Below are 20,505 nucleotides of genomic sequence, written 5' to 3' on the forward strand. Positions count from 1 at the left end.
GATGAGCGAGGCCGATCCGCACATCCACGTCGAGCAGAAGGTGATGCAGGCCGGTGCCGCCTACCGCAATGCGATCGTGTCGATGCTGGGCCGCGTGCCCGACGCACCGAGCGTCGTCACCACCGGTTGCGGACTCCAGGTGCCCTATGCGATGACCTCGCCGCGTCCGGAGAGCGTCACCTGCCTCACCTGCCGCGAGCACGCTCACCAGGAGCACCTGCGCTACGCCGAGCAGGTGGAGCGCCTGAGCCGGATGCCCGGCGCGCCCTTCACCGGCGACCAGGCGGCCGAGGCCGCGCAATGGGCGCGGGACGTCGCGAAGAGGTTCGCCGGCTGAAGCGGCACGTGCGGGCGGTTGAACAAGCGGCACGTGAGGGCGGTTGAACAAGCGGCCGGGCTCATACGGCGACGGGGAGATCCGTCCGCCGGTGCAGGGATTCGGCGGCACTGATCAGCATGCTCGTCGCGTGGCTGAGCAGCGGGTTCGGGTCGGTGGCGCGGCACACGGTGAAGACCCGGCGAATGTGGGAGGCGTCGCCGAGCCGGAACACGCACACGTCGTGCGACTCGATCATCGCCAGCTCCGGCACGATCGCCACCCCCAGCCCTTTGCGTACGAGCTCGAACGGCAGGTTGTAGTCGTTGGTCCGGAACAGCACATCGGGGTCGAAGCCGCTGGCCGCGCAGATGTGTGACAGGTTGAGCGAGGCGTCCATCCCCTCGGTGTAGGAGATCCAGCGTTCGGCCGACAGCTCGCCGAACTGGATGCGCTTGCGGGCGGCCAGCCGATGGCCGGTCGGCACGAGCACGTACAGCGGCTCCTCCATGATCAACGTCATGTTGAGGTCCTTCGGCCAGGTGTGCGGCACCATGCCGTACTCGAAGACCACGGCCAGGTCGAGCCGCCCCTCGTTCACGGCGGGAATGGTCCGGTGCGGATCGCCTTCCTCGTAGCGGATGTCCACGTTGGGGTGGTCGCGGAGGAACTCGGCCAGTACGGCGGGCGCCAGCCGGAATCCGGCCGACCAGAAGCTGCCGAGCCGCAGTCTGCCCCGGTGGGCAGCGGCGAAAGACCGCATCTCCTCCTCCGCCGCCTCGAGATCGGCCAGCAGCCTGGCCGCCTTGCGGGCCAGCTCGGCCCCCGCCGCCGTGGGCCGGATGCTGCGCGGCAGACGCTCGAACAGCTGGACCCCCAGGCTCCGTTCCAGCGAGGAGACCTGCTGCGAGATGGCCGACGGGGTGAATCCGAGGCGTTTGGCGGCAGTCCTGAGCGAACCGGTGGCGACCACTTCACGGATGGCCTGCAACTGGCCCGGGGTAAGCATCGGGCCAACTTAACAGTCCGGCGACTAGCATCACCAGACCACTAGCCGACAAGAGGCGATGCGACCGGCCGCCTGGGTCGGCTGGCTGGTCGAGCCGGGTAAAAGGATAAGCAAGGCTGAACAGCCTGTGCACCAATGCGAATGCTCGCTCACCTTGTCGTTTCCAAACGGACCCCCAATATTGGTGTTTACGGAACGTCGTACTACGCCTGAGAGGGGGTGTCCTGCTCCATGCGGTTCACCCGAACAGCCGCCGCATTCGGCCTGGTGGGACTCCTGTCCCTGACAGCTTGTTCTGGAAGCGGCACGTCCCAGGCGGCCGCGCCAGCGCAGCAGAAGAATCAGGAGCTCCACGAGCTTCTGCCCGACAAGATCAAGAAGAGTGGCACGCTCAACGTCGCGGCGGGCCACAACTACCCGCCCCTGGTCTATCTCGACACCGACAACAAGACGGTCATCGGCCTCGAACCCGAGCTGATGAAGGCCATCGGCCAGGTGCTCGGCGTCGAGGTCACCTTCAACCAGGCCAGCTTCGACAGCCTCATCGCCGGCGTGCAGGCCCGCCGCTACGACCTGGCCGTCCAGGCGATGCTCGACAAGCCGGAACGCCGCGAGAAGGTCACCTTCGTCGACTACTTCAAGACCAGCAGCTCGCTCCTGGTCCAGGAGAAGGACGCTCAGGCGATCAAGTCCCTCGAAGACCTCTGCGGGAAGACGGCGGCCGTCGAGCAGGGCACCGCCCAGGCCGACGACGCCGAGCAGCAGAACACGAAGTGCACGGGCGCGGGCAAGCCGGCGGTCAAGGTGCTGGTGTTCCCCGACACGGCCGGCTGTCTGCAGGCCGTCTCCACCGGCCGGGCCAACGCCTTCATCGGCGGCACACCCACCATCACCTACCAGGCCGCCCAGTCCAGTGGCCGGATGAAGCAGGTGGGTCAGCCGTACCGCTTCCTCCCGTACGGGATCCTCGTCAACAAAGAGGACCAGAACCTGTCCAAGGCCGTACAGCAGGCGCTGCAGAAGCTGATGGACAACGGCTCCTACGCCAAGATCCTCGCCAAGTGGGAGATGGCGTCGGGCGCCCTCGACAAAGCGGTGATCAACGGCGGCGAGTCGTGACCACGACCCGGCAGACGGCGGGCCCGGATTCGCAGGTGCGGATCCAGGCCGTCCCGCTCCGTCATCCGGGGCGTTGGGTGGGCGCGGGCGTCCTCGGCTTCCTGGCGATCTTCCTGCTGCAGGGCTGGGTGGCCAACCCGCGCATGGAGTGGAAGGTGGTCGGGGAGTACCTCTTCTCCCCGGCGGTACTGACCGGGCTCGGCACCACGCTGCTGCTCACGGTGCTCGCCATGGTCGTCGGCGTCGCGGGCGGCATCGTCCTCGCGGTGCTGCGCATGTCGCCCAACCCCTTGTTGGCGGCGCTGAGCGCGTTCTACATCTGGGTCTTCCGCGGCGTGCCACTGCTGGTGCAGCTGTTGTTCTGGTACTTCCTGTCCGCGGTGGTGCCGACGATCGGGCTCGGCGTGCCCTGGGGACCGACGTTCGTCGAGTTCGACACCAACATGATCATCACCCAGCTCACCGCGGCGGTGCTGGGCCTCGGCCTGCACGAGGCGGCCTACATGGGGGAGATCGTCCGGGCCGGCATCACCTCCGTCGACCCCGGCCAGACGGAGGCGGCCCACGCCCTGGGGCTGACCCGCTTCCAGACCCTGCGCAAGATCATTCTTCCGCAGGCCATGCGGGTCATCATCCCGCCGACGGGCAACCAGGTGGTATCCATGCTCAAGACCACCTCACTCGTCTTCGCCATCGCCGTACCAGAGCTCCTGACCTCGATCCAGGGCATCTACTCCAGGAACTTCCAGCAGGTGGCCCTGCTCACGGTGGCCTGCTTCTGGTACCTCGTGGCCACGACCGTCCTGAACGCCGGGCAGCACTACATCGAACGCAGGTTCAGCCGATGAAGACCCTCGTCCGCGCTGAAGGCGTGTACAAGCGTTACGGAACGGTCGACGTGCTCAAAGGCATCGACCTGGAGGTCGCGGAAGGAGAGGTGCTGGCCGTGATCGGCCCCTCGGGGTCCGGCAAGTCCACCTTCCTGCGCTGCGTCAACCACCTCGAACGCATCGACGCCGGCCGCCTCTACTTCCGCGAGCGCCTGATCGGCTACGAGGAGCGTGAGGGCAAGGTCTACGAGCTGCCCGACAAGGCGATCGCCGCCCAGCGGGTGGACATCGGGATGGTCTTCCAGCGCTTCAACCTCTTCCCGCACATGACCGCGCTCGAGAACATCATGACGGCGCCGATCATGGTCAAGAAGGAGCCGAAGGCCGAGGTACGCGAGCGCGCCCACGCCCTGCTGACCAGGGTGGGACTGGCCGACAAGGCGCACAGCCGCCCCGACCAGCTGTCCGGCGGCCAGCAGCAGCGCGTCGCCATCGCCCGCGCCCTGGCGATGCGGCCCCGGCTCATGCTGTTCGACGAGCCGACCTCGGCCCTCGACCCCGAGCTCGTGGGCGAGGTCCTGGACGTCATGCGCGACCTGGTGAAAGAGGACGGCATGACGATGATCATCGTCACCCACGAGATGGGCTTCGCCCGCGAGGTGTGCGACACCATCGTCTTCATGGACGACGGGGTCGTCGTCGAATCCGGGCCGCCCAGCGCCGTGCTCGGCGAGCCCCGGCACGAGCGCACCCGGGCATTCCTCAGCAAGGTCCTCTGACCCGAAGACCTCGAAGACTCTCGAAGACCTCGAAGAGACCCTGAAGCCCCCGAAGACTCCGAAGGAAAGATATCCACGTGTCCCGCGTCATCGTTCTCGGTGCCGGAGTGCTCGGTGCCTCCGTCGCCTACCATCTGGCCGTCGCAGGGGCCCAGGTCGTCGTCATCGAGGCCGGCGGCCCAGCCGCGGGCACCTCCAGCGCGACCTTCTCCATGGACGTCACCCATCTGAAGACCCCGCGCACCTACTACGACCTGAACCGGGCCAGCTCCGCCCTGCACACCACGCTGGCCGAGGAGCTCGGGGGCCCGTCGTGGCGGCATCCCATGCCCGCCATCCAGTGGGGTGACAGCGAGGAGAGCCGGCGGAGCCTCAGGGAGCGGGCCGTCCGCCTCATGTCCTGGGGGCATGCCTGCCGCATCGCCGACCCGTCCGAGCTGCGCGAACTCGCCCCCGACGTCGATCCCGCGGCGTGCACGGCGAGCGAACTCGTCGTGCACGACCAGAGCGCGTGGTACGACGCCCCGCTCTTCGTTGAGCGCCTGCTCGATCGTGCCGCCACGCTCGGCGCCGACATCAGGTACGGCCTGCGGGCAGAGGCGCTGATCCGCAGCGGCGACGCCGTCACCGGCGTCGAGACCGGTACGCGACGCTGGGCGGCCGACTGGGTGGTCAACTGCACCGGCCCGGACGCCGACCGCGTCGCGGCGCTCGCCGGCACCGACCTCCCCATGACCCGGATCCCCGGCCTGGTCGGAGAGAGCACCCCCATCCCCGGCCTTCGGCTCGGCGCGATCCTGGCCACGCCCCAGGTGGACCTGCGCCCCGCACCCGGTGACCGGATCTGCTCCATCTCCTGGCCCGTGGACGCGCTCCTGCCCGGCCAGGGCGACGACGCCCTGGCCGAACGGCTGCACGCCAGTGGCCAGCGGATCCTGCCCGCGCTGCGCACCGCCCGGCTGGCCGGGGTCCGCCTCGGCGTCCGGCCGGTGCCGACGGACGGCTTGCCGCTGGCGGGTACGCACCCCGGCGTCCCCGGCCTCTATCACCTGGTCACCCACAGCGGCGTCAACCTCGCCCCCGAGCTCGGCCGCCTCGTGGCCGCGGAGATCACCAACGGCGGCGGCCCCGACCTGGCCCCGTACCGCGTCACCCGCGACATCACGGCATCCGTGAAGGACGAAAGCCTCACCCTCATGACCACGTCCTGACGAGTCATCCGATGGATTGCCGCGTTCCAACGGCCATACCACCTTGACCGCGATCATTGCTGATGTAATCCTCCGATGTGTGCCTGAGCCTTTCACGCTGAGCCGCCGAGCATTGATCGGCGGCGTCGCCGCCGTACCGGCGCTCCCCCTGTCCCCCGCCAAGGCGGAGACCCGAGCCCCACAGGGCGACACGTCGGCGGCGCTGCTGGAGGAGTGGGCGGCGGCGGAAGGCGGGCACCCGCTGGTGCCCGACATCGCGCGGGCCGGCTACCGGCTCGGGGCCCGGCCACCGCGACCTCGGGTGGTGGCGAAGGTTACCGATTTCGGCGCCCGCGCGGACGGGACGACCGACTGTGCCGCCGCCTTCAACGCGGCCGTCCGCGCCGCCGGTGAACGGGGCGGCGGCGCGGTGCTGGTGCCGGGCGGGACCTACCTTCTGTCGTCGCCGGTGTTCATGCACTGGTCGAACGTGGTCCTGCGCGGCGCCGGGCGCGACTCCACCATCCTGCGCTTCACCCGCACTCTGGACGACGGCTACCGGCCGGCCAGGCAGTCCAACGGCAACAGCCGCTGGTCGTGGACCGGCGGCCAGGTCTGGTTCATCGCGGCCGAGCGGCGCGCCCGCTCCGAGTCCGAGGACTACGCGGGCACCGAGGGCTGGCTGCTCGGCGACACGCTCGCCGAGGTCGGCGCGGCCTCGCGCGGCCAGCGGACCCTGCTGGTGTCCGACACGAGCAAGCTGCGCGCGGGCGACCTGGTCGTGCTCGAATGCGACAACCCGCCGGACGCGACGTTGCTGAAGCACCTGGCGGGCGACATTCCGGGCACTCGGTCGTACGACTGGCCGAGCCGCGCGCCCCAGCTCGTTACCGGATCAGGCGGTCAGTACATCCAGTACGCGCTCCTCCAATGGCCGGTGCGGATCGAGGCCGTTCTGGGCACCCGCCTCGTCAGGCTGGCCCAGCCGATCAGGTACGACCTGCGCCCCGGCTGGCCCGCCCGGCTGCGCGCCCTCGGCCCCACCGTGCACGACAGCGGCGTCGAGGACCTGACGATCCGCAACGACCTGGTCCCGATGACCGCCCACAACAAGCACCCCGGCTCGAACGGCGTGTGCTTCCAGGCCGTCCACGACTGCTGGGCCAGGGACGTACGCGTGGAGAACTGCGACCTCGGCTTCGGCTTCACCACCGCCAAGTCCAACACCCTCACCCGCGTCGCCGTCGGCGGCCGTTCCGCGCACCACAGCTTCGCCTGCCGGATGCAGTCGCACGACAATCTCGTGGACGACTTCGAGATCGAGGCGTTCACCGTGCCCGTCCCCGCAGGGGCCGTCCACCACGGCCTCAACCTGGAGGGACTGTCATCCGGGAACGTCTGGCGGCGGGGCACGATGGCGGAGGGCACGTTCGACTCGCACCGGGCGCTGCCGTTCGAGAACGCGCGGACCAACATCACCCTGGTCAACAACGGCCGGGTCGGCGGTTCGGCGGCCTCGGGCCCGCTGTTCGGGGCGCGGATCGCGCACTGGAACATCCGCGTCACCAGTGGCAGCCCGTACGCGATCACGATCGCGGACGTCGCCCCGCGCAGCCTCACCGTCGGGGTGCAGGGCACCACGGGGACGGCCGGCGAGCTGGCTCCCGACTTCACCGGAGACCTGGAGAACCTGCTCGCCGACCATGGCACCCGCCCCCGGGTCACCGACCTGTACACGGCCCAGCGCGACCGCCTCAACCTGGGCTGAGAGCGGCCGGCTGCGGCTTTTTAAGGTCTCAGCAGGGGGTCTCGTTGAACACCGCGTACGACCCGCGCCTGCCCACCCACTCCTCGTCCCCGACGCAGTTCTCGTACTTGACCCCCACCAGCGTGGTGTGGGCGGAGTCGCTGTAGTAGTACGTCTCGCAGTGGTAGTCGATCATGCAGGCGCGGGCGTGCGCGGGTGAGCTGATGACGGTGAGGGCGCCGAGGGCGACCAGGACGGCCAGCGATGCGCGGCGAATCATGAAGATCCTTCCTGAGGTGCGGAAGCGCTACTGCCCTCGATGATCGTTCGTCGAAGTGAATAGATCAATAAGGTCAATCCCAGTACTCAAAGGGTCAAAACGACTGTCAGAGTGAGAGTGCCGTCTCGGCGCCTTGACGGGTACGACGAGATCGTTAACACTCCCACCGAGCACGCAACCACCAGGGTGCTCGGCCAGAAATGTTAGCGCTACCATCCATCGGACCCGAGCATGGACAGGACAGTGCGATGTCGAACATGATGCCCAGGCGAGAGGCCCTGCGACTGGCGGTGCTGGCGGCCGTCACCCCCTCCGCGCTCGCCTCACTCCCCCTCGGCACCGCCCAGGCGGCTCGTACGCCACTGGCCCCGCCGCCGCAACACGACCCGCCGGTGCCCGGCGCCTGGATCGTGAAACCGTTCGCCAACAGCCAGGTCACCTTGGGCGAGAGCCTGTTCAGCGTCAACCGGGACCGGATCCTGAACTTCCTGCGGGCCTATCCCGCCGACCGGATGCTGGCCAACTTCCGGGCCAACGCCGGGCTGGACACGCTGGGCGCCCAACCGCCCGGCAGCTGGGACGACGCCACGGGCAACCTGCGCGGCCACTACAGCGGGCACTTCCTCAGCGCGCTGGCCCTGGCCTACGCGGGCTCCGGCGACACCTTCTTCAAGGACAAGGTCGACTACATGGTCAAGGCGCTCGGCGAGTGCCAGGACGCGCTGGCCGCCCGGGTCGGGCAGCCCGCGCCGGCTCCGGACCCGGTCGTCAGGGTGGCGGGGAAGTTCGGCAAGGCGGCGAAACTCGACGGCCCCCAGTACGTGTCGCTGCCCGCCGACATCGTGAGCGGCCTCGACGACTTCACCATCGCCGTCTGGCTGAACCCGGCCGCGATCTCCACCTGGTCGCGGATCTTCGATTTCGGCACCGGTACGAGCCGCACGATGTTCCTGACCGTGAGCGCGGGCGCCGCGCCGAGATTCGCCATCACCACCAGCGGCGGCAGCGGCGAGCAGCGCATCAACGGAACGGCCCAGTTACCCACCGGCCAATGGACCCACCTGGCGGTAACCCTGTCCGGCGGCACCGGGACCCTCTACGTGAACGGCGCACCGGTCGGCACGAACACCGCCATGACCCTCAAACCATCCAGCCTCGGCCCGACCGGAAACAACTGGATCGGGAAGTCGCAGTACGGCGACGCGTACCTGAAGGGCTCGGTGGACGAGTTCCAGATCTACGGCCGCGCGCTGACCGAGGCGGAGATCGTGGCCCTGACGACCAGCGCGGACGGCGGGCTGGGCGGCGGCGACGTCGCGTGGTACCGCTTCGACGAGGAGAGCGGCGAGAGCGCGGGCGACTCCTCGGGCAAGGGGAAGGACGCCCGGCTGGTCTCCGAGCCCACCGGCCATCCCGGACCGAGCTACCCCGGCTTCCTGGCCGCCTACCCCGAGACGCAGTTCATCCTGCTGGAGCAGTACGCCACCTATCCCACCATCTGGGCGCCCTACTACACCTGCCACATGATCATGCGTGGACTGCTCGACGCCTACCAGTACGCGGGCAACGAGCAGGCGCGCACCATCGTGATGAAGATGGGCGACTGGGTGCACAGCCGGCTGGGCTCGCTTCCCCGGGAGCAACTCAACCGCATGTGGAGCATCTACATCGCGGGCGAGTACAACGGCATGAACACCGTCATGGCCGACCTCTACGCCCTCGGTGGCAAGGCGGAACACCTGACGACGGCCAAGTGCTTCGACAACACCGCGCTCCTCACGGCCACGGTCAACAACGAGGACACGCTGAACAGGAAGCACGCCAACCAGCACATCCCCCAGTTCATCGGCTACCTGTCCATTTTCGAGCGCGACCAGGAACGCCACTACTTCGACGCCGCCGTGAACTTCTGGGACATGGTCGTACCCCATCGCACCTTCACCGACGGCGGCACGGCCGGACCGACCGACAACGGCGAGCTCTTCGGCGCCCGCGACGTCATCGTCGGCACCCTGGGCACCAACAACGCCGAGACCTGTCCCGTCTACAACATGCTGAAACTGAGCAGGGGCCTGTTCTTCCACACGGCGAACCCGAAGTACATGCAGTACTACGAGCGGGCCCTCTACGGCCAGATCCTCGCCTCGCGCCGGAACATCGACAGCACCACGGATCCGCTCCTGACCTACTTCATCCCGATGCGGCCGGGCGCCGCCCGCAGTTACGGCAACCTCGGCACCTGCTGCGGCGGCACCGGGCTGGAGAGCCACACCAAGTTCCAGGACTCGATCTACTTCCGGTCGGCGGACGACTCGGCGCTCTACGTGAACCTCTACCTGGCCTCGGAACTGCGCTGGCCGGAGAAGGGCTTCACGATCAAACAGGCCACGAACTACCCGACCGACCCGGCGGGGGTGACGACACTCACGGTGGAGGGCACGGGCCGCCTGGCCGTGAAGCTACGCATGCCCTACTGGGTGGAGAAGGGCTTCACGGTCCGGATCAACGGTGCCGACCAGAAGGTCAATGCCAAGCCCGGCGAGTACGTGACGCTCAACCGGAACTGGCGGCGCGGCGACAAGATCAGGGTGTCGATGCCGTTCTCCCTGCGGGTGGAGAAGGCGCTGGACGTCCCGACCACCCAGAGCATCGCGTACGGCCCGGTGCCGATGGTCGCCAAGAGCGACGAGACCACCTTCCGCGACTTCTCCTTCTTCAAGGACTTCACACTGTCCGGCGATCTCGCGCAGACCATGACGTCCACCGCCCCGATGACCTTCACCACGCACGGCCTGCCGCTGGTGCCGTTCTACAGCGGCGACACCGACCGCTACCACGCCTACTTCCACCGCGTCGAGCCGAAGATCGTCTTCGGCAAGGTGGACTCGGGCGTGCCGAACTACGCGCGAGCGGATTCGGCGACCTTCCTGGACGCACTCTGGGCCCTGGCCCCCTTCGACAACCAGGGCTGCTTCGTGTCGGCGGTGACCCGTACCGCGGACGACTGGATCCGGGCCGGGCTGATGACCACCGCCGAGAAGAACGCGGTGGTCTCCGCTGCCACCAAGGCCAGGCTCCGCAGATAGCTCCCCGACCTAGGAGCAGGTGATGTTGGTCGGGCCGGGTGTCGATGGGCCGTTGGCCTGGAAGCCGAAGGTGGCCGACGCGCCCGGTGCCAGGGTCGTGGCCCAGCTCGGGGCCTTGATCGTCCAGGTGGTACCCGACGGCGTGATGGTGGAGTTCCAGGCGCTGGTCAGGGTCACGCCGGACGGCATGGTCCACGTGACCGTCCAGTTGTTCCAGGTCGTGGCGCCCGTGTTCCGTACGGTGACGTTGGTCGTGAAGCCGCCCTGCCAGGCGTTGGGGACCTGGTAGTCCACGCCGCACGAGACACCGGTGCCGCCCGTGGGAGTCGGCGTGGGGGTGGGGGTCGGGGTGGGCGTGGAGGTCGAGCCGGTTGAGGTGGTGTAGCCGACCTTGGTGTACGGGGTGCCGCACGGGTTGCAGGTGGACGGAAGCGTGAAACTGTACACGCGCCCGCCGTTGATCAGTGTGTCCGTGACGTCGCGCACCCGGATCTGGTACTGGTTGCCGCCCGAGGTGGTCCCGCCGATGATGTACGACTGGCCCATGTCGCCGTTCATCTGGGCCGTCTGCCACGCCCCATTGGCGAAGTACTCGACGCCGTGAATGCCGTTGGCCAGGTGCGAGACGGAGATGGCGGGCCACCAGACCTGGGCGGACTGCAGGAAACCGATGTTGATGTCGCCGCTGTAGTTGGGCGCGGGGACGAACGACCAGGTGACGTGCCGGTTGTTCCAATGGCTGGGATACATGTCCCCGATCGGGGCGCCGTTCTTCACGAACCGGTTGAGCGAGTCCTTGGACAGGTCCAGATGGTACGGATCGTCGCGGCACCAGGCGTTGGAGTCGCCGCAGCTGTCGGCGACCAGCATGGTCAGCTTCGCGCCCTTGTACGCGTCGGCGACCCAGGAGCCGTTGCGGCAGAACGCCTGGTTCTGCGCGCCGTCGTTGGTGCCCGTGCAGTAGTCGCCGATCTCTACCTGCACGTAGCGGCCGCAGTTCAAGCCGTTGTTCCACAGCCCGGCCTTGCTGAGGTTGGCCCCGGTCAACGGCCGGGGGTAGAAGGAGTAGTCGCCGGGCGTGTTGTAGACGTTGAGCGCGACGAAGTCCGGTGAGTCGATGTTCGCCTGGGGCAGGCCGCAGCCACCGTAGGGCATGCCGAGTCCGTCGAAGTAGGTGGCGTTGCCCGTCACCGGGCCGGGCGGGTCGCTGACCGCGCTGGCGGACTGTTCCGTGAAGGGCGCCAAGGAGCCCAGCGCGACCAGGAAAGCGGAGAGCAGAATGGCGAGCAACCGGCGACGGGGGTGACTCATCGGACTCCCAACTCAGAAGGTTCGACACGAACGTCCTCGCAGAGCGGCGGCTGGTCAAGCCGAGATGCGCCTGAGCTGGGGAAACTCGCCAAAAATGGTGAAACTTTCATCGAGTCCCCGAAAATCGCGGCGGAGAAGCGACGCTGCCGACACCTTGATCGACAGCGCTTATCGTGATCTCATTCAGGCGAATGGCTTCGCGTTCGCTCTGGCCCGAAAATCGGCTGATCTGGAGGAACCTGCATGAAAATGAAGCGCGGCGTTTTAGTGGTGGCGCTGGCTCTCAGCGCCCTCGCCCTCGGCTCCACCCCGGCCCAGGCCATTCCCCCTCCCCCGCCGGGGGGCGACCTCCTCCTCGTCATCAGCTACTTCGTGGGCGACCAGATCGTCGGACAGCGCTGGTCCGGATGCTCTCAGCCGCCCGGCCAGTGGGGGACGACGGACGGCCAGGCGAAGTACTACTTCACCCCCTGCTGAGCGCCACCCCTGCCCCCTGCTGAGCCGGCGTTCCCGGACCCGGCTTGAGCTCGGCGAAGAGACGTTCCTCCGCGACATCGAGTGCGCAGCGCACGGCGCCGATCGCGGAGGAATGGTCGCCCAGCACCGAGCAGACCACCTTGGGCGGGAAGTCCGTCTCGCGTTCGACGCGGGCGCGTACCGGCTCGCGGATGGCCTCGCCGGCGGCCGAGATGCCGCCCCCGATGATCACCAGCTCGGGGTCGATCGTCACCATCACCGGCGCCAAACCCTCCACCAGCAGGTCGGCGAACCCGTCTATGCCTGCCTGGGCGGCCGCGTCGCCCGCCTTGGCCGCCTCGAAGATGGCCTGGATCGCGTCCTCGTGGTCCGTGCTTCGCCCCGGTGCCAGATCCAGCAGCCGTTCGTACGCGTGCGCCCACGGCAACCCGCGCCACAGACCGATCTCGGCCGCCGCGCCGTGCCGACCGGCGTGCGGCCTGCCCGCGACCAGCAGGCCGGTGCCCATGCGGCGGCCGACATGGACGTACACCACGTCGGAGGCGTCACGGGCCACGCCCTTCCAGTGTTCGGCCAGCGCGGCCATCCGCATGTCATTGAAGACCTGGGTCGGGATGCCGAACCGATTCCGTACGTGCCCGCCCAGGTCGACACCGGCCCATTCGGGGATGGCCGGGGCGTGCGCGACCTTGCCGTCCGGGCCGACGACGCCGGGGGTGGCGATCGCCGCGCACGAGATGTCGGCGGCGGACAGGCCCGCCGCCTCCAGCGCCGCGTTGATCGCCTCGTTCATGATCGTCAGACGCCTGGACCGTGGGGAGGTCGGGCGCAGGCTCTCGCGGCGTTCGGCGACGATCTCCCCGGACAGGTCGCTGACCAGCACCAGCACCTTGTGACCGCCGATGTCGACCCCGAGCACGTGGCCCGCGCCCGGACGGAACTCGAAGCGCTGTGCCGGCCGTCCCCGCCCGTCCTTCTTCTCGACCTTGTCGATGACCTGGTCGGCGGTCTGGATCCAGCCCGCGGCGAGCAGGTCGGAGATCGCCTGGGTCGTGGTCGGGCGCGAGATGCCGGCGGCCGCCGCGATCGAGGCGATCGTGTGGCTGCCGCCGCCGTAGAGCACGCGCAGCACAGAGCGCAGGTTGAGCGTCCGCAGGGCGGAGGTGTCACCGCCGAGCTGCGTGCTCGTGCTCGGCCGAACCCTGGAGGAGGTCATCCGTTCGCTTTCTGCTCTGTTTCCCACTCGGCGTTGCCTACAGCTTGCCCGTCAAGCGCCGGTTGTGCCGCGATCTCGATGAGCATGGCGGTCTCGGGCCGTAGCGTGGGCAGCCGTACCCCGACCGTGCCGAGCGTCGCGCCGCTGAGCAGGCCCGGCGCGTCCAGCCAGCCGGGCCGGGGGCCGAGGTCGTCCCGGTTCGGGCCGACGAGCCGCACCGCGTACCGCAGGGCCGGGTCGAGTCCGGGGAAGGTCATCCGCCCCGCGGGCTCCTCGTCGGAGCGGCGCACCGCCGCCACCGAGTACAGCGCCAGGCGCGGCGTCACCACGCCGGTCAGCCAGCGGCCCGTGCTCGGGTGTTCGTCGCGGACCAGTGTGCCGGAGTGCAGCAGCGCCCGGTAGCGCTTGTAGATCCCGATCCACTCGGCCAGCTCCGCGGTCTCGGCGTCGTCCAGCCTGGTCAGGTCGAGTTCCAGCCCGAAGTGCGCGAACAGCGAGGTGATCGCCCGGAAGGCGAGGTCGTGCCGGCGGCCGGTGGTGTGCGAGACGGTGGAGGCGACGTGGCCGCCGATGAGTTCGAGCGGGATGAGCTGGCTGGTCCAGCGCTGGATGGTCTGCCGTTCGAGCGGGTCGATGCAGTCGGAGGCCCACACCCGGTCGGTGTGCTCCAGGACGCCGAGGTCGACGCGGGCGCCCCCGGACGAACACGACTCGATCTCCAGGCCGGGGAAGGTGGCGCGCAACTCGTCCATCAGCCGGTAGGCGGCCAGCGTCTGCCGGTGAACGTGGGGCGCTTCGATCAGGTCGCGGTTGTGGTCCCATTTGAGGTAGCCGACGCCGTACTCCGCGATGACCTCGGACATGCGGGTGAGCACGTGCTCGTACGCCTCCGGGTGCGCCAGGTCGAGCACCTGCTGCCAGCGCGAGGCCGGCGGCAGCTGGGGACGGGCCCGCATGATCCATTCCGGGTGCTTGACGGCGAGCTCCGAGAGCGGGCTGACCATCTCCGGCTCGAACCACAGCCCGAACGTCATGCCGAGCTCCTTGACCCGGTCGACCAGCGGATGCAGCCCGTCCGGCCAGGTCTGGTCGTCCACGAACCAATCACCAAGCCCCCGGTCGGAGGCGTTCCTGCGGTGGAACCAGCCGTCGTCCAGCACGAACCGCTCCACCCCGATCGCGGCTCCCCGCTCGGCCAGGGCGAGGAGTTTGCCGAGGTCATGGTCGAAGTACACGGCCTCCCACACGTTGAGGTTGACCGGCCGGGGGGAATCGGGATGGTTCGGCCGTTCCCTGAGGTGCCGGTGGAAGCGGGCGGCCAGCTCGTCGAGCCCGTCCGCGTACCCGAAGAACAGCTCGGGCGACTCGTAGCTCTCCCCCGGCCGCAACACGATCTCACCGGGCAGCAGCGACTCGCCGCCGCCCAGCGTCCTGAAGCCCTCGCCCGTACGCTCGGCCCAGGTGCGGTGGTTGCCGCTCCAGGCCGTGTGCACCGCCCACACCTCCCCCGACCGGAACCCGAATCCGGGCACCCCGGCCACCACCACGGTCGCGGCGTCGGCCCCGGTCCGGCCGCGCCGCCCCTCGCGCAGGTGCACGCCCACGTTGAACGCTCCCCGCTGCGGCTGCCGCTCCCGCGACCAGCGCCCGGCCAGGTCGAACAGCTCCGCCGCCCGCTCGGGCACCGGCAGGACGGCCGACACCGCGTCCACCCGATAGTCGTCATCACCGTCATTGCGTACGGACGTGCGCAACCGGACCAACCCGCTGCCGGTCAGCTCGATGACGAGGCACAGCCCGAGCGCGGTGCCCGGATCGGCCGCCTCGACGGTGAGCCGCCCCTCCTCCTGGACGGCCTTGCTCACGGTGAAGCGGGACGCCCACGCCGCACCCGAGCGGGAGCCGGACAGACCGGGAATGCCGAACCACCCGGTGTGGCCTTCGGGCAGCACCGAGTGCGAGACGGGTCCGTCGATGAGGTTGATGACGTGCGGCGCGATGGCGGCCTCGGCCATCGCGTCCAGCTCGGCCTGGTCGCACGGGCCCGGATCGGCACCCCAGTGGACGACGGTGGGCAGCCCGGCGGACCGGAGGTCGAGGATCAGGGCCACGCCGGCGGCTCGGAGCTGAACAACGTGCCGCGCGACGTCGGAGGTCTTCGTCATCCTGACCTTTCTTCGCTATGTCATCGGACGTCTCCAGCACCCACAAGGAGCGGACTCACCGGCACAAGTCTCAGGATGTGAGACCTTTCACCTTGCTGGAGTCCAGGCATTGTGCCTAGAGTCACCCCATCTTAATATGCAGAAGCCTTGCATAAATAGAGGCAGGCTCACAGAAACATCGGATGGGTGCGCGAACGAATGAACGTGACCGTGTGGAACGAGTTCTATGAGGAGCGGACGTATCCCAGCGTCTCGTCGGTGTATCCCGACGGGCTGCACGTCGTGCTCGGGCAGGCGCTGGCCGAACACCTCGGCCCCGAGGCACATGTACGGGTCGCGCTCCAGGAGGAGCCCGAGCACGGTCTGACCCAGGCCGTACTGGACGAGACCGACGTCCTGCTCTGGTGGGGCCACCTCAAGCACGACGAGGTCAGTGACGAGGTCGTCGAGCGGGTGAGGCGGCGGGTGCTCGGCGGCATGGGCCTGCTCATCCTGCATTCCGCCATCGAGTCGAAGGTCGCCCAGGCCCTGCTGGGCACCTCCTGCAAGATCGCCAGCTGGCGGCACGACGACAGTGAGCTGCTCTGGACGATCCTGCCCGGCCACGACATCGTCCGCGGCGTCCCCAACCCGGTCGTCATCCCCAAGGGCGAGATGTACGGCGAACCGATGGACATCCCCGAGCCGGACGAGCTCGTCTTCATCAGCTCCTACGAGGGCGGCGAGGTGCTGCGCAGCGGCTGCGCGTGGCAGCGGGGCAAGGGCCGGATCTTCTTCTTCGCCCCCGGCCACGAGGAGTCCCCGATCTACTTCCAGCCCGAGATCAGGCGCGTGCTGGCCAACGCGGTCCAGTGGGCGACGCCGCCCGTCCAGCCCCAGCCGAAGATCACCAGGAAGGGCGAATGGCCGCGGAACTGGTGGGCCGAGGCATGACCGACCTGATCCAGATCGGCCTCGGCCCCTGGGGGCTCGACTGGGCCGCGAACATCCTCCCGCGGCTCCCCGACGTCCAGGTGACCGGCTGGGTGGACGCCTCCCCCGAGGCACGGGCCGCGTTCACCGCCAAGACCGGCGACGACAACGTGTTCGCCACCGTAGAGGAGGCGCTGGCGGCCACCGGCGCCGTGGCCGCCATCGCGCCGGTCGCGATCGGCGCGCACGCGGCCGTCGCCCGGCAGGTCCTGGAGGCCGGCGCGCATCTGCTGCTGGAGAAGCCGTTCACCCTGGACGCCGCGACCGCCAGGGAGCTCGCCGGCCTCGCGGAACGGAAGGGCCTGGTCTTCGGCATCGACCAGAACTACCGGATCTTCCCCGGCGCCCCGGTCGTCCGCGACCTGCTCGAGCGGCGAGCCGTCGGCGCCGTCCGCCGGGTCTCGCTCGAATGGCACCGCGACCACGCCGGGGTCCGGGACGCCAACTCACTGATCGAGCTGGCCATCCACCACTTCGACCTGATGCGTTACCTGTTCGGGCGGGAGGGGATGGCGATCACCTGCGTACCGGTCACGCCCATACGCTCGGCCCAGGATCACACCCCCGGAGCCAGCCTCATCGTCGAGCTGGACGGCGGGCTCACGATCGACTACGTCCTGTCCAGCCAGGGGGTCGGCCCGCAGACGCCGTGGCCCGGCGTGTGGCGGATCTCCGGTGACGAGGGGCTGCTGACCTGGGGGGCCGCGCCGGACGACCACCGGGCCGTGTCGATCACCGACGCGGCCGGGGACGTACGCGCGGTCGAGGTGCCCGAGTTGCCGTTGTTCGAGCGGGCCGGGGTGCTGCGGGCATTCGTCGACGCCGTGGCGGGCACCGGTGAGCCGACCTCGCCCGCCGCCGACAACGCGCACAGCGTCGCGATGCTGGAGGCCGCGCTGACCTCGGCCCGAACCGGGGAGCGGACGAAGGTCGAACAATGGTGACCTCCGCCCGTACTTGGGCAGCGGACGAGGGTCGAGCGACGGTCTTCACCTCCGCTCGTGCTGGGCAGCGGACGAGGGCCGGGCGATGGTGACGGCCGCCGCCGACCGGGTCGCGGCGCGCAGAGCGCGGCAGCGGGCGGGCAGCACGCTGTTCGGCCCCAAGACGATGCTGTTCCTGCTGCCGGGCGCGATCTATCTCGCGGTGCTGTCGGTCTATCCGCTCATCGACCTGTTCCGTACGGCGTTCTCCGACGTGACCGCCGAGAACCTGCTGGGCGAGCGGCCGTTCAACGGACTGGACAACATGTGGCGGGTGATCGAGGACCCGTCGTTCGGTCACGTGGTGCTCCAGACGCTGGCCATCGTCGTGATCGTGCTGGTCGTCGGGCTGGCCGGCGGGTTCGCCGCCGCGCTGGTCCTGCGGCCGCGCACCCGGCTGAGCGGCGTGACGCTGGGCGCGATGGTGTTCGTGTGGACGCTGCCGGCGGTCGTCGCCGGAAATCTGTGGAAATTTCTGCTTGAATCCGGCGGGCCGGTCAACTCAGTGCTGCTCTGGCTGCACCTGATCCAGCAGCCGATCCCCTGGCTGGCCAACGGCACGCTGGCGATCGTCGTGCTCGGGCTGGTCAACGCCTGGATGGTGGTGCCGTTCTGCGCGCTCGTACTGCGCGCGGCGCTGCTCGACGTCTCCCAGGAGTTGCTGGAGGCCGCCGCGCTCGACGGCGCGGCCGGCTGGAAGGTGACCAGGCACATCGTGCTGCCGCTGCTGCGCCCGGTCATCTCCATCCTCGGCGTGCTCGTCGTGATCAACGCCTTCCGCTCGTTCGACCTCATCTTCGTGATGACCAGCGGCGGGCCCGGCACCTCCACGACCACGCTGCCGTACCTGGGCTACCAGCAGGCGTTCAAGTTCTACGAGTTCGGCCAGGGCTCGTTCACCGCGACGTTGTCGCTGGTCATCGTGCTCTTCCTGAGCGCCGTCTACCTGCGGATGAACCGGCGGGAGCAGGCATGACCGACGCCAAGCGCAACACGCCGGTCACCGTGCTCGGCTGCGTCGTCCTGCTGGCGATCTACGCGCTGCCGCTGTACTGGCTGCTGGCCACCTCGTTCAAGAGCCTCAAGGACGTGTTCGCCGGATCGGCGGCGGTCATCTTCAAGCCCACCCTCCAGGCCTACATCGACGTGTGGAACGGCGGCTTCGCCACCTCCGCCGTCAACTCCGTGATCATCGCCGTGTCCACCACGGTCATCGTGCTCGTCGTCGCCGTGCCCACCTCGTACGGACTGGCCCGGCTCAACGGCGCCATCGTGACCGGCGGGCTGGCCGCGCTGATCATCCTGCAGATGGTGCCGGCCACCTCGACCCTCATCCCCCTGAACCGGCTGCTGGCCCAGTGGGGGCTGACCGGCAACCTGTACGGCGTCGCGCTCGCCATCGCCGCGACCAACCTGCCCTTCAGCATGCTGCTGCTGCGGCCGTTCTTCACCGGCGTGCCGATCGCCATCGAGGAGGCCGCCGCCAGCGACGGCGCGAGCAGGTGGCAGCGGTTCGTCAAGATCGTGCTGCCGATCACCCGCAATGGGATCGCCACCGTGGCCACCCTCACCTTCATCGGCGCGTGGGGCGAGTTCCTGTACGCGATCACCTTTCTCAACGACCCGGGCCAATACCCGGTGAGCGCGCTGCTGGCGCAGCAAATGTCCTCCTACGGGGTGAACTGGCCGGGTCTCATGGCGGTCTCCGTCCTGGTCTCGGTCCCGACTGTATTGATCTATCTGTTCGGGCAGCGCCTGCTGGTCGGCGGTATCACGATGGGAAGCGTCCGTTGATCTCTGCAAGACTCCGCGTCGTCGCCGCCGCGGCGGCCCTGTGCGCCCTCGCCGCGTGCGGCACCTCCGGCTCCGGCGGCTCGGGCGACGCCAACAAGGTCACGTTCTGGCACTACTACGCCCAGGGCATCCCCGCCACCGCGAAGTTCACCAAGGACCTGAACGACATCTACGCCAAGGCCAAGCTGTCCAAGCCACTGAACAGCGTGTACGTACCCGGCGAGCAGCTCACCCAGAAGGTGATCGCCACGGCGGCCACCAAGCAGGGCCCCGACGTCTTCGTCCAGGGCGGCGCCGACCTGCTCCAGCTCATCAAGGCCGGCGCGATCGCCGACATCACCCCCCAGTTCGACAAGTTCCCCGACAAAGCGCAGATCCCCGACGCGAACGTCATCAAGAAGGACGGCAAGGTCTACGGCGTCCAGGGCTTCAACAACACGACCGCCCTCTGGTACAACAAGACGATCCTCGACGAGCTGGGCATCACGCCGCCCACGACGATGGACGAGCTGAGCGCCGCCCTGGAGAAGATCGGCAAGAAGTACATCGGCATCGGCCTGCCCGGCCAGGGCGACCAGGACGTCAACGCCTTCTCCTTCATCACCGCGTACGGCTTCGACTACGCCAAGCCCGACGCCGCCGCTCTGGAGACCTCGCTCAAGCTGGTCGGCGGCTGGGCCGAGAAGGGCTACGTGCCCAGAGACGCCGCCACCTGGACCCCTGACGTCGCCTTCCAGAAGTTCACCGCCGGTGGCATGGCCTTCGTGCTCGGCGGCAACTGGCAGTACGGCAACGCCAAGAAGGCCGCCTCCTTCAAGTACGGCGTCGTGCCCGTGCCCAACGGGAGCGCCCCGGCCAAGGTCTACCAGTTCGGCGACAACGTGCACGTCAGCGCGTTCACCAAGGACAAGGACGCCGCTTTCAACGCCGTGGCCGCCATGTTCCTCAGCAAGGAGGGCGAGCTCGCCGCTCTGGAGGCGGGCAGTATGCCGGTGCGCAAGGACCTGGCCGACACCGAGGGCATGAAGGACCCGATCTACACCCAGTTCAACAAGGCACTGGAGAACGGCGTGCCGTACCTGCTGCCCGGGTTCGGCACCGAGCTGACGCAGATGCGCAAGCCGGTGGCCGAGGCGTGGAGCGCCGTGCTCGCCGGACAGTCCTCCCCGGGCGACGCCGCCACCACCGCGGTCGCCGCCATCCAGCGCGTCGCCAAGTAGGGAGACATTCG

The 20,505-nt window shown here is 68.8% G+C and carries 18 protein-coding genes; 13 read left to right on the plus strand and 5 right to left on the minus strand.

The genetic code is table 11. The features are described 5' to 3' along the window. Window position 1: 1 nt before the first annotated feature. The gene (locus tag ACGFJ2_RS11845) at window positions 2–337 is read left to right on the plus strand and encodes a hypothetical protein (RefSeq protein WP_358183370.1); all 336 of its coding nucleotides are present in this window, start codon (window positions 2–4) and stop codon (window positions 335–337) included. 61 nt (window positions 338–398) lie between these two features. Here the strand turns inward: ACGFJ2_RS11845 and ACGFJ2_RS11850 are convergent, their stop codons facing one another. Continuing rightward, window positions 399–1,325, minus strand: a complete 927-nt coding sequence (locus ACGFJ2_RS11850) for a LysR family transcriptional regulator (protein ID WP_357953743.1) — start codon at window positions 1,323–1,325, stop codon at window positions 399–401. Window positions 1,326–1,556: 231 nt separating this feature from the next. Between ACGFJ2_RS11850 and ACGFJ2_RS11855 the strand changes: the two genes are divergently transcribed. The 5 genes from ACGFJ2_RS11855 (at window position 1,557) to ACGFJ2_RS11875 (ending at window position 7,011) form a co-directional block, all read left to right on the plus strand. Further along, window positions 1,557–2,444, plus strand: coding sequence for an ABC transporter substrate-binding protein (locus tag ACGFJ2_RS11855; RefSeq protein ID WP_357953745.1), 888 nt, complete (start codon window positions 1,557–1,559; stop codon window positions 2,442–2,444). Beyond that, window positions 2,441–3,292 carry an amino acid ABC transporter permease gene (locus tag ACGFJ2_RS11860; RefSeq protein ID WP_393467292.1) on the plus strand — a complete coding sequence of 284 codons (852 nt, stop codon included), beginning with the start codon at window positions 2,441–2,443 and terminating at the stop codon, window positions 3,290–3,292. Before ACGFJ2_RS11855 ends, ACGFJ2_RS11860 begins: the two co-directional genes overlap by 4 nt. Continuing rightward, complete coding sequence (locus tag ACGFJ2_RS11865) at window positions 3,289–4,053, plus strand: amino acid ABC transporter ATP-binding protein (RefSeq protein ID WP_357953749.1); 765 nt, start codon at window positions 3,289–3,291, stop codon at window positions 4,051–4,053. The genes ACGFJ2_RS11860 and ACGFJ2_RS11865 overlap by 4 nt, the downstream gene beginning before the upstream one ends. Window positions 4,054–4,130: 77 nt before the next feature. Beyond that, window positions 4,131–5,264: an NAD(P)/FAD-dependent oxidoreductase gene (locus ACGFJ2_RS11870; protein WP_393467296.1), complete on the plus strand. Its 1,134-nt coding sequence runs from the start codon at window positions 4,131–4,133 to the stop codon at window positions 5,262–5,264. A gap of 79 nt (window positions 5,265–5,343) precedes the next feature. Next, window positions 5,344–7,011: a glycosyl hydrolase family 28-related protein gene (locus ACGFJ2_RS11875; RefSeq protein ID WP_393467299.1), complete on the plus strand. Its 1,668-nt coding sequence runs from the start codon at window positions 5,344–5,346 to the stop codon at window positions 7,009–7,011. Window positions 7,012–7,039: 28 nt separating this feature from the next. Here ACGFJ2_RS11875 and ACGFJ2_RS11880 read toward each other — a convergent pair whose 3' ends face one another. After that, complete coding sequence (locus ACGFJ2_RS11880) at window positions 7,040–7,270, minus strand: DUF6289 family protein (RefSeq protein WP_225292445.1); 231 nt, start codon at window positions 7,268–7,270, stop codon at window positions 7,040–7,042. A 248-nt stretch (window positions 7,271–7,518) separates the two neighbouring features. Between ACGFJ2_RS11880 and ACGFJ2_RS11885 the strand changes: the two genes are divergently transcribed. After that, a complete protein-coding gene (locus ACGFJ2_RS11885) occupies window positions 7,519–10,356 on the plus strand; it encodes a beta-L-arabinofuranosidase domain-containing protein (RefSeq protein WP_393467303.1) in 2,838 nt (945 codons plus the stop codon). Window positions 10,357–10,365: 9 nt separating this feature from the next. Here ACGFJ2_RS11885 and ACGFJ2_RS11890 read toward each other — a convergent pair whose 3' ends face one another. Beyond that, window positions 10,366–11,667: a cellulose binding domain-containing protein gene (locus ACGFJ2_RS11890; RefSeq protein ID WP_393467306.1), complete on the minus strand. Its 1,302-nt coding sequence runs from the start codon at window positions 11,665–11,667 to the stop codon at window positions 10,366–10,368. Between the two features lie 243 nt (window positions 11,668–11,910). Here ACGFJ2_RS11890 and ACGFJ2_RS11895 point away from each other — a divergent pair, with 243 nt between their 5' ends. Next, the gene (locus tag ACGFJ2_RS11895; protein WP_357953761.1) at window positions 11,911–12,144 is read left to right on the plus strand and encodes a hypothetical protein; all 234 of its coding nucleotides are present in this window, start codon (window positions 11,911–11,913) and stop codon (window positions 12,142–12,144) included. Here the strand turns inward: ACGFJ2_RS11895 and ACGFJ2_RS11900 are convergent. After that, window positions 12,131–13,360 carry an ROK family protein gene (locus ACGFJ2_RS11900; RefSeq protein ID WP_357953763.1) on the minus strand — a complete coding sequence of 410 codons (1,230 nt, stop codon included), beginning with the start codon at window positions 13,358–13,360 and terminating at the stop codon, window positions 12,131–12,133. The genes ACGFJ2_RS11895 and ACGFJ2_RS11900 overlap by 14 nt on opposite strands. After that, entirely contained in the window at window positions 13,357–15,525 is a 2,169-nt protein-coding gene (locus tag ACGFJ2_RS11905) for an alpha-galactosidase (protein WP_357953764.1), read from the minus strand. The genes ACGFJ2_RS11900 and ACGFJ2_RS11905 overlap by 4 nt, the downstream gene beginning before the upstream one ends. 186 nt (window positions 15,526–15,711) lie before the next feature. Between ACGFJ2_RS11905 and ACGFJ2_RS11910 the strand changes: the two genes are divergently transcribed. From ACGFJ2_RS11910 to ACGFJ2_RS11930, 5 genes are all read left to right on the plus strand, one after another. Beyond that, window positions 15,712–16,458 (plus strand): ThuA domain-containing protein, encoded by a 747-nt coding sequence (locus tag ACGFJ2_RS11910; protein WP_357953766.1) that lies wholly within the window; start codon window positions 15,712–15,714, stop codon window positions 16,456–16,458. Continuing rightward, window positions 16,428–17,441, plus strand: a complete 1,014-nt coding sequence (locus tag ACGFJ2_RS11915; protein ID WP_357953768.1) for a Gfo/Idh/MocA family oxidoreductase — start codon at window positions 16,428–16,430, stop codon at window positions 17,439–17,441. Before ACGFJ2_RS11910 ends, ACGFJ2_RS11915 begins: the two co-directional genes overlap by 31 nt. 85 nt (window positions 17,442–17,526) lie before the next feature. Next, entirely contained in the window at window positions 17,527–18,456 is a 930-nt protein-coding gene (locus ACGFJ2_RS11920; RefSeq protein ID WP_357953770.1) for a sugar ABC transporter permease, read from the plus strand. Beyond that, the gene (locus ACGFJ2_RS11925) at window positions 18,453–19,274 is read left to right on the plus strand and encodes a carbohydrate ABC transporter permease (RefSeq protein WP_357953773.1); all 822 of its coding nucleotides are present in this window, start codon (window positions 18,453–18,455) and stop codon (window positions 19,272–19,274) included. The genes ACGFJ2_RS11920 and ACGFJ2_RS11925 overlap by 4 nt, the downstream gene beginning before the upstream one ends. Further along, entirely contained in the window at window positions 19,271–20,494 is a 1,224-nt protein-coding gene (locus tag ACGFJ2_RS11930) for an extracellular solute-binding protein (RefSeq protein WP_357953775.1), read from the plus strand. The genes ACGFJ2_RS11925 and ACGFJ2_RS11930 overlap by 4 nt, the downstream gene beginning before the upstream one ends. The last annotated feature ends 11 nt before the right edge of the window (window positions 20,495–20,505 follow it).

Source organism: Nonomuraea sp. NPDC049028, from assembly GCF_043197735.1.
In the GTDB taxonomy this organism is placed as follows: Bacteria; Actinomycetota; Actinomycetes; order Streptosporangiales; family Streptosporangiaceae; genus Nonomuraea.